The sequence below is a fragment of the Pseudomonas sp. GM50 genome, assembly GCF_000282375.1.
In the GTDB taxonomy this organism is placed as follows: Bacteria; Pseudomonadota; Gammaproteobacteria; order Pseudomonadales; family Pseudomonadaceae; genus Aquipseudomonas.
Map to the genome: position 1 here is coordinate 1 of NZ_AKJK01000050.1, position 8761 is coordinate 8761.

The 8761-nt window shown below is 57.7% G+C and carries 10 protein-coding genes; 3 read left to right on the plus strand and 7 right to left on the minus strand.

The window, feature by feature from the left end:
* Positions 1 to 142: 142 nt before the first annotated feature.
* From PMI30_RS31500 to PMI30_RS17320, 3 genes are all read right to left on the minus strand, one after another.
* Complete coding sequence (locus tag PMI30_RS31500; protein WP_007895518.1) at positions 143 to 301, minus strand: hypothetical protein; 159 nt, start codon at positions 299 to 301, stop codon at positions 143 to 145.
* Positions 302 to 368: 67 nt separating this feature from the next.
* The gene (locus PMI30_RS17325; protein WP_162830927.1) at positions 369 to 680 is read right to left on the minus strand and encodes an AzlD domain-containing protein; all 312 of its coding nucleotides are present in this window, start codon (positions 678 to 680) and stop codon (positions 369 to 371) included.
* The gene (locus tag PMI30_RS17320) at positions 680 to 1378 is read right to left on the minus strand and encodes an AzlC family ABC transporter permease (protein ID WP_007895507.1); all 699 of its coding nucleotides are present in this window, start codon (positions 1376 to 1378) and stop codon (positions 680 to 682) included. The genes PMI30_RS17325 and PMI30_RS17320 overlap by 1 nt, the downstream gene beginning before the upstream one ends.
* 393 nt (positions 1379 to 1771) lie before the next feature.
* Between PMI30_RS17320 and dapA the strand changes: the two genes are divergently transcribed.
* Entirely contained in the window at positions 1772 to 2647 is an 876-nt protein-coding gene (dapA, locus tag PMI30_RS17315) for a 4-hydroxy-tetrahydrodipicolinate synthase (RefSeq protein WP_008009098.1), read from the plus strand.
* Positions 2648 to 2707: 60 nt separating this feature from the next.
* Complete coding sequence (locus PMI30_RS17310) at positions 2708 to 3094, plus strand: DUF2784 domain-containing protein (protein ID WP_008009099.1); 387 nt, start codon at positions 2708 to 2710, stop codon at positions 3092 to 3094.
* A 15-nt stretch (positions 3095 to 3109) separates the two neighbouring features.
* On the opposite strand, the gene PMI30_RS17305 is transcribed toward PMI30_RS17310, so the two are convergent.
* Positions 3110 to 4687 (minus strand): sensor domain-containing diguanylate cyclase, encoded by a 1578-nt coding sequence (locus PMI30_RS17305; protein WP_008009100.1) that lies wholly within the window; start codon positions 4685 to 4687, stop codon positions 3110 to 3112.
* Between the two features lie 149 nt (positions 4688 to 4836).
* Positions 4837 to 5364 carry a DUF3087 domain-containing protein gene (locus tag PMI30_RS17300; RefSeq protein WP_032835278.1) on the minus strand — a complete coding sequence of 176 codons (528 nt, stop codon included), beginning with the start codon at positions 5362 to 5364 and terminating at the stop codon, positions 4837 to 4839.
* A 227-nt stretch (positions 5365 to 5591) separates the two neighbouring features.
* On the opposite strand from PMI30_RS17300, the gene ppnN reads away from it, so the two are divergent.
* Positions 5592 to 6965, plus strand: coding sequence for a nucleotide 5'-monophosphate nucleosidase PpnN (ppnN, locus tag PMI30_RS17295; RefSeq protein WP_008009101.1), 1374 nt, complete (start codon positions 5592 to 5594; stop codon positions 6963 to 6965).
* 327 nt (positions 6966 to 7292) lie between these two features.
* Here ppnN and PMI30_RS17290 read toward each other — a convergent pair whose 3' ends face one another.
* A complete protein-coding gene (locus PMI30_RS17290) occupies positions 7293 to 7652 on the minus strand; it encodes a DUF6124 family protein (RefSeq protein ID WP_008009102.1) in 360 nt (119 codons plus the stop codon).
* 448 nt (positions 7653 to 8100) lie between these two features.
* A complete protein-coding gene (locus PMI30_RS31280) occupies positions 8101 to 8634 on the minus strand; it encodes a hypothetical protein (protein WP_008009103.1) in 534 nt (177 codons plus the stop codon).
* Positions 8635 to 8761: the final 127 nt, after the last annotated feature.

The following is an 8761-nucleotide window of genomic DNA, read 5'->3' on the forward strand; positions in this document are numbered from 1 at the left end:
CGCGATGGCGGTGTAACAGCCGACATTGATGTTGAATGTTATGGCCTCATCGCGAGCAGGCTCGCTCCCACAGGGTGTTGAACCATCGGAAATTAAAAAGCCCCGCTATCCATGGCGGGGCTTGTGGGTATGTACAAGCCGATCAGGGCTTGAGCGGGCGTTCCTGGTCGCGGTCCGACAGTTCTTTACCGTCATCGGGATGCTTCCAGTCAGGCGTCGAACGCCTCTGCTGCTCGAGCTCTTCCTCCGTCGGTTCATCGATGTCCTCATCCGGGTCCGGACGCTTTGGTTCAGTGGCCATGTCCACCTCCCTTCCTCAAAAGATCAGTCATCTTTTTTAAGCGTAGAACAGTTTCAGATGGGACGACTCAGAGCCACCACCGCAGCAAAAAGAAGAACCCCATGCTCAACAACATGCTGAGCAAGGTGTTGCGGGTGTAAAGCACCAGGCCCACGGCCACCAGCGAACTGATCAGGTAGGGGTTGTCCCACTGCAGGTTCAACTGCTTGTCGGGCATGAACACGATGGGCCCGCAGATCGCCGTGAGCATGCCCGGCACCGCGAAACCGAGAAACTGCCGGGCATTGCTGCTCAAGCGCACCGGCAGTCGCGGTTCAAGAAATACGTAGCGGTTGAGGAACACCAGCAGGCCCATCCCGATAATCACAGCCCAGACCATCATGTGCGCCCCACATAGAATTTGTTGCAGATAAAGCCTGCGGTCATGCCCGCCAACCCCGACAACACCAGGGCCGAGCCCCATTGCCAATAGCTGAACAGCACCGAACAGAACAGTGAAACCGCCACGCAGACCACCGTCGGAACGTTGCGCACCACCGGCGTGATCAAGGCGATAAAGGTCGCCGCGATGGAGAAGTCCAGCCCAAGGTGTTCAAGGCCCGGAATGCTGCTGCCCAGCACAATGCCCGCCAGGGTGAAGAGGTTCCACGCGATGTAAAACGTCAGGCCCACACCCAGGGCGTACCAACGATTGAACTGCTGTTTGTCATGCTGGCTGGTCAGGGCGAACAACTCGTCGGTGAGCAAGAAGCCCAACCCCACACGCCAGCGGCCCGGCAACGGGGAAATCACCGAACGCATGCTCATTCCGTAAAGCAAATGCTGGGAGGTCAGCAACAACGTGGTCAACAGGATCGAAAAGACCCCGGCGCCGCCCTTGAGCATGCCGATGGCGACCAATTGAGCCGCCCCGGCAAACACGATGCTCGACAGCCCCTGGCCTTGCAGCGGTGTGAGGTTGGCCTCGATGGCCATGGAACCGGCCAGCAACCCCCAAGGCGCGGTCGCCAGGGACAACGGCATGATGGCCGCGGCACCGCGAAGGAATGCACTGCGCGGCATGAGTGAGTTGGACATATCGCTCTACAACCAGGGAAAGACCCCAGACTGTGCCAGCAGTCGCGGTGGATGGCTTGAACAATCTTGCGCACTTGCAAGCGACCGGTGCTGATTTTCGAGATTGACAAACATCGCGCCGACTTTTAAAACTGAGCACCTCATTCAGGGTGTAAGCAACCATGTCCGCAACCTTCAACCTCAACACTGTCGTCATTGGCTTGAATGCCAAGGCGCAAGGTTGCGTTGCGCACGCCCCTAAATCGAAGAAACAGTCGCTCATGTGACCGGGGCGCGCTGTCCCGTCAGATGAGCTGACAGGACATTGAGCGCGGCGGAAACCCCCTCCTTCTTGCTGACTTCCTTCTACGCTTCTGACGGTGACGAAATCGGTCAACCTTCAGGAGAAAGTGCATGTCATCGTTTCAAGGTATCTGGGTTCCCATCGTTACGCCGTTTCACAATGGCGCGATCGACTTCGCCGGGTTGCGGCGGCTGGTCAGTCATCTGCTGGAAAAAGGCGTCGATGGCATTGTGGTCTGCGGCACCACCGGGGAAGCCGCGGCGCTGGGCAAACATGAGCAATTGGCGGTGCTCGATGCGGTGCTGGAGCTGGTTCCGCCAGAACGTGTGGTGATGGGCCTGGCCGGCAATAACCTTGCCGAGTTGCTGCAATTTCAAAGCGAAATCCTCAAGCGCTCCCTGGCAGGCTTGCTGGTTCCACCGCCGTATTACATCCGCCCTTCCCAGGCCGGCCTCGAAGCTTTTTTCAAGACCGTCGCCGATGCGTCCAGCATCCCGATCATTCTCTACGACATTCCCTATCGCACCGGCATCGCCTTCGAACAGGCGACCTTGCTGCGGATCGTCACCCACGAGCGGATCGTCGCAATCAAGGACTGCGGCGGCAATCCAGCCACCACTCTTGCGCTGCTCTCCAGCGGCAAAGTCGACGTGTTGTGCGGTGAAGACCACCAGATCTTCGGCGCATTATGTCTGGGAGCCAAAGGCGCGATTGCCGCCTCGGCCCATGTTCATCCCGAGCTGTTCGTGACGCTGTATCGACAGATCCGCGATAACCGGTTGGCGGCCGGCCGAACGACCTTCTTCCAGTTGCTGCCGCTGATTCACAGTCTGTTCATCGAGCCCAATCCCGCCCCGGTGAAAACCGCCCTGGCCCTTGAAGGGTTGATCCACGACGAGTTGCGCCCGCCGATGCAACGCAGCAGCGAAGCCACGGCGGTGCGTTTGAAAGAAGTATTGGCAGTGCTCGAAAACAGCAATCGATAGAGCACACGCGCCCAGCCCGAGTACCATGGAGCGATTCACATAACGCGTCAGGGAATCGACATGCTTTACCGAATCGCCGCCGACGGGCTGGTGCTGTCTCACTTGCTGTTCATTCTGTTCGTGCTGTTCGGCGGGCTGCTGGTGCTCAAATGGCATCGCCTGGCCTGGTGGCACCTGCCCGCCGCCGCGTGGGGCGTGATCGTGGAAGTTTTCCACCTGACGTGCCCACTCACCGAATGGGAAAACCTCATGCGCCATGCGGCCGGGCAAACCGGCTATGGCGGCGGTTTTATCGAGCATTATGTGTGGCCGATTATCTATCCGGCCGGGCTGACACCCACGATTCAGCTGGGGCTGGGCAGCGTGGTGCTGGCGATCAACGTGCTGATCTACCTGCGACTGATCCGATTATGGAGATTGCGGCACCCGACTCGTTCAGGGCAGTAACCGGTCTGGCTGAGTTCAGTTGGCAATGACGCTCATGTTCCGGCCACTGGCCTTGGCCACATACAGCGCCTTGTCTGCTGCGCCGATCAAGTCTTCGGGCTGGCTCTGTGACGTCTGGTTGTAGGCACAAACCCCAATACTGACCGTGACGAGGCCTTCGGGGCTGCCGCTATGCTTGATGTCCGTTTGCTGAACCGCGCGACGGATCTTTTCCGCCACCAGAAACGCCCCCACATAATCGGTGCCGGGCAGCACCACCGTAAACTCCTCGCCACCGAAGCGGGCAGCAAGATCGCCGGGGCGCTGGATGTTGTCGGTGATGACGGTGCTGATCTTGCGCAAACACTCATCACCCGCCAAATGACCATAGTGATCATTGAAACTCTTGAAGTGATCGACATCGATCATCAGCAACGCAAGGCTGGTGTGGGTACGCCTGGCACGGCCCATTTCCGCCAGGATGAACAAATCGAACTGACGCCGGTTGGAAAGCCCGGTCAATGCATCCTCCAGAGCCAGCAACTTAAGGCTTTGGTTGACCTCAATGAGTTTTTCCTGAGCCTCCAGCAATTCGTTCTGAACATGATTCTGCTGCTTCATGACGCGGATCAGGCGATAGCCGAGAACGCCCAGAAACCCCAGCAGCAATGAGACGATCCCCGCACTGAGCATTGACTCCTGCACCCAGCTGGCCAGGACTTCTTTTTTGTCGAGCGCGGTAAAAACGATAAGCGGATAACCCTCCACCCGCCGAAACCCCACCACCCGCTCCACCCCGTCCACGTAGGATCTGACGATTGCCGTACCGGAATCGCCCTTGGGCAACAGCTGGGTAAACAGCGGCCCCTTGGCGACGCTGGTGCCGATATCGGTTTCCTTGAACGGTCGGCGAACGACGATGGTGGCGTCGTCGGCGATCAAATTGACCACCCCGTTACTGCCCATGTCGATGCTGTTGTACAGGTCCAGGAAATGCTTGAGATAGATCGAAGCCACCACCACGCCGGCAAACCGGCCATCGGCGTGATTGATCCGGCGTGACACGGTCATGATCCACTCACCGGTCGAGCGACTTTTTATCGCCGGACCGATATGAGGACCGCGGTCGGGATGATCACGGTGGTAGATGAAATATTCACGGTCGGAATTATTGGCATTGGGCGGTATGACGTTAATGGCGTTGGCGAGCCAGCGTCCTTCTTCGTCGAATACGAATAACCCATGGATCTGCGCCAGCTCACTGCGCTGGGCGTGGAGCAAACGTTGCAGCCTGGGCATTTTCGCCGGTTCCATGCCGTCGACTTCAAGGCGATCCACCAGGTCAAACAGCAGCGTGTCGGCCTGTTTGATCGATGCTCGCGCCTGCGAGGCCAGGGTTTGCGCCAGGTTGGACATCTCCACTTCGCTGCCGCGCAAATGATACTGGCGCGCATTCCAGCCTTCACCGATCACAATGGCCGTCATGGACAGGCACACCGCAACGAGCAGGGAGACTGCGTATCGAACCTTGAGTCTCGACTCAACCTGCTCAGGCACCCAAGGCGTGGCGAGCCGGGTGCTTTCAATACGATCTTTGACGAACGGATGCCCCATGACGCTCCCTTAATCCCTTATGACATGGCGAATTTTCCCGTTCGCCCTTTTAGCGCCAGCCAGCCGTGGCTGGCGCTCGGACCACTATGACTCATCAACGAATACGATAGGTGATTTGCGCGAAAATGCTCATCGCCCGCAATGACAGGCTACACCCGCGTCTGTTTCACCGCCTCAAGCCAGGCCGGATTCAATTGCGTCTGTTCGGTCTCGATGCCTAGCGCTTCCATCCGGGCCTTGTGCTGGTCCATCTCTCGGGTCAACTGGCTATGGTCGCTGGAATTGCCGTCCAACTGGTGCATCTGGCTCAGCCCCAAGTGATAAAAACGCAGCAGCTTCATGGCGTCCGGATCGCCCTTCTCCACTGCCGCCGTCACCTGGTGCATGACGTTGGTGATGCTCATCAGGCTGCGTTTGAGCTGCCAACCGTAGACCGCTGGCGCCATCCATTCCTGGGTCCAGAACTTGCCGCGCATCAGCGCCGCCATCAGCAACAACGCGGCAAACACGCCGCCCACGTTGAAACGCAGATTGTCGCCGCCAGGCTCACCGAACAGCGCCACCGCCGCCGTGGACAGCACCATCGCCAGCGCCAGGAACATCAGGGCGATGATTACCGTGCTGCGCCGCGTCTGGCGTCGATAGGTTTCGGCATTCATTGGCTGGATTTCGAACATCGCGACGGGGTTCCTTGCATCAATGGTAAAAGGCTCTGTGGCAAAAAGACTGCGGGGCATTATCGCCTCCCCGAAGGATTTAGCTATGCTGGGGCTCCTTTTCATCTTTTCATCGTCAAACGGGGAACATGGCGATACAGCGCAGTTCGTGCCATCTTCTCCATGGATACACACTATTCGGATGCCATGCGCCTGCCGGCGGGTGACATCGTTTTAAGGATCATTGAATGACCCAACGACATGTAATCAACGCCTCGGTCAGCCCTAAAGGCAGCCTGGAAACACTGTCCCAACGTGAAGTACAGCAACTGAGCGAAGCCGGAACCGGCCTCACCTACACCCTTTTCCGCCAGTGCGCCCTGGCCATCCTCAATACCGGCGCTCACGTCGATAACGCCAAGACCATCCTGGAAGCCTACAAAGACTTCGAAATCCGCATTCACCAGCAAGACCGTGGCGTGCGCCTGGAACTGCTGAACGCCCCGGCCGACGCTTTCGTCGACGGCGAAATGATCGCCAGCACCCGGGAAATGCTCTTCAGCGCCCTGCGCGACATCGTCTACACCGAAAACGAACTCGACGCCTTGAGCATCGACCTGAGCACCTCCCAGGGCATCAGCGACTACGTCTTCCACCTGCTGCGCAACGCCCGCACCTTGCGCCCCGGTGTCGAACCGAAAATCGTGGTGTGCTGGGGCGGCCACTCGATCAACACCGAAGAATACAAATACACCAAGAAAGTCGGCCACGAACTCGGCCTGCGCAGCCTGGACATCTGCACCGGTTGCGGCCCGGGCGTGATGAAAGGCCCGATGAAAGGCGCAACCATCGCCCACGCCAAGCAGCGCATCCACGGTGGCCGCTACCTCGGCTTGACCGAACCCGGGATCATCGCCGCCGAAGCGCCGAACCCGATCGTCAACGAACTGGTGATCCTGCCGGACATCGAGAAACGTCTGGAAGCGTTCGTCCGTGTCGGCCACGGCATCATCATTTTCCCGGGTGGCGCAGGCACGGCCGAAGAATTCCTGTACCTGCTCGGCATTTTGATGCACCCGGACAATGAAGGCCTGCCCTTCCCCGTGGTCCTCACCGGGCCGAAAAGCGCCGCGCCGTACCTGGAGCAGTTGCACGCCTTCGTCGGTGCCACCCTCGGTGAAGCCGCGCAGCAGCACTACGAGATCATCATCGACGACCCGGCTGAAGTGGCGCGGCAAATGACTCAAGGCCTCAAAGAGGTCAAACAGTTCCGTCGCGAGCGCAACGACGCGTTCCATTTCAACTGGCTGCTGAAGATCGACGAAGGCTTCCAGCGCCCGTTCGACCCGACCCACGCCAACATGGCCAACCTGCAACTGAGCCGCAATCTACCGTCCCACGAACTGGCCGCCAACCTGCGCCGCGCGTTCTCCGGCATCGTCGCCGGCAACGTCAAGGACAAGGGCATCCGCCTGATCGAAGAACACGGGCCGTACCAGATCCGTGGCGACGCCGCCGTCATGCAGCCGCTGGACAAACTGCTCAAAGCCTTCGTCGCCCAGCACCGGATGAAACTGCCGGGCGGCGCGGAGTATGTGCCGTGTTATCAGGTGGTGGCGTAACCATATTGATGTGAGCTTGAACATCACACCTGTGGGAGCGGGCTTGCTCGCGAAGGCGGCGTAACAGTCGACATCTCTGCTGAATGTTACGCCGCTTTCGCGAGCAAGCCCGCTCCCACACTTTGACAAGAAACCCCGCATGATGCGGGGTTTCTTGTTTTTGGGGACTGAGTCAGCGGAACCCTTGTGGCGAGGGGGCTTGCCCCCGTTGGGTTGCGAAGCGACCCCAAAACCTGCAACCACATGTTTTCAGGCACACCGCATATGCCGGTTTTACGACGGCTTCGCCGCCGAACGGGGGCAAGCCCCCTCGCCACAGGTTCCTCGCTAGCCTCGCGGGTCGAGGTTATCCAGCACCCGGTTCACCGCCAGCTCCCCTAGCATGACCACCGATTGAATTCCCAACATCATGTTGCGATGTGGCATGTCCATCAATCCGGCGAACTCGCTGAGCATCATGCTCGCTGACGCCAGGGACTCGCAGGCGTTGACCAGCAGGGTTTCGTTATCGACCTTTGCACCCACATGGTAAATGGTGCTGGGTTTGCGCTTGGTGTCTTTGGGGATGGGCGGTTTGAGGTGGTAATCGAGGGCGCGGTCGGCGGCTTCGTTGAGTTTTTTCGAATCGAGGGATTCGTACGGGGATGTTGGATCGGTTTCAGGGGGATTGGGTGTGGCTTTGAACATAGTAATGCTCCTTGATTAGTGGAGCCGCCACGATTCGCTGCGAAACGAAGATAGGTGGCAGCTGTACGCAGGTTCGCAGACCGGGAATCAAGGAACCCGGCAGACCCGAAGATCTCCCGCGCACAGCCGCCATAACGCAATTCAGCGAACGAAAAACGTCATCTGAAAAGGAACGGTGGCGCTGTGCGCCTTGATTGACCCGGGCTGCGAAACCCGATCGCTGATTCGTCAGCGACCCGGAAACGATAGAGCCCGGCCTCAAGGCGCACAAGCCGGCGGATTCTGGCGTAGTCGTAGGCAACGGCGCAAGGATGTGTAGCCTGAGTGAGTATCTGGAGATGTCGATTAAACATCGTCTGTTTATCGGTCTCACTTTGGGTTTTGTGGTGGATGGGCTGGCCCCTTCCCCCAATACAATCTCTCTTTACTCAAATAAATCAGCCAATAACTAATAGCGAATCCACTTTCCCGTACTTATTATTTCTGGACTATTACAATCAACCAAATAAAGCCATTCTGGATCATGCCCTACCGTACCTACCAAGACCCCTAGCGTGTCAGGATGATCGGGCATCGCACCGGTGTGAATTGCTCCAATATAACTATTTTCACCCTCGGGATTGTGCAGTTGAAAACGCAATGACCCGTCGGCATTGTAGATCGCAGCATTATTGGGAAAACCAAAAAACCAAGGAGCTTCAGGGCAACTAAACTTTGAAGGTTCTTTATCAAAAACAACCAAAACCCCAGTTCTATCAGGCAGTATGCAGGGGGTACCCGAAACAGGAAACTCGACAGCCGCCCCCCCTTCAGACACTACAAATTTCATCACCTTCACGACTGGACTGACCTTCACATACCTGAGGTGTTCCATTTCAACTTCAAAATCAGTTCTGCCACCCTGCCAATCATAGAACTCCTCGAAGGCTGCTCCATCAGCATGAGTCACCACATTCCTTACACATGCAACAAGACCACTCATTTCAACAACCTCAAACTACCAACATCAACATTATAGAAAATATGGGGACAGATTTATTTTCTAACCACTACGCCCGAACAAACAAATAAATCCGTCCCCTTTCCGCATTTCAACTGGCTGCTGAAGA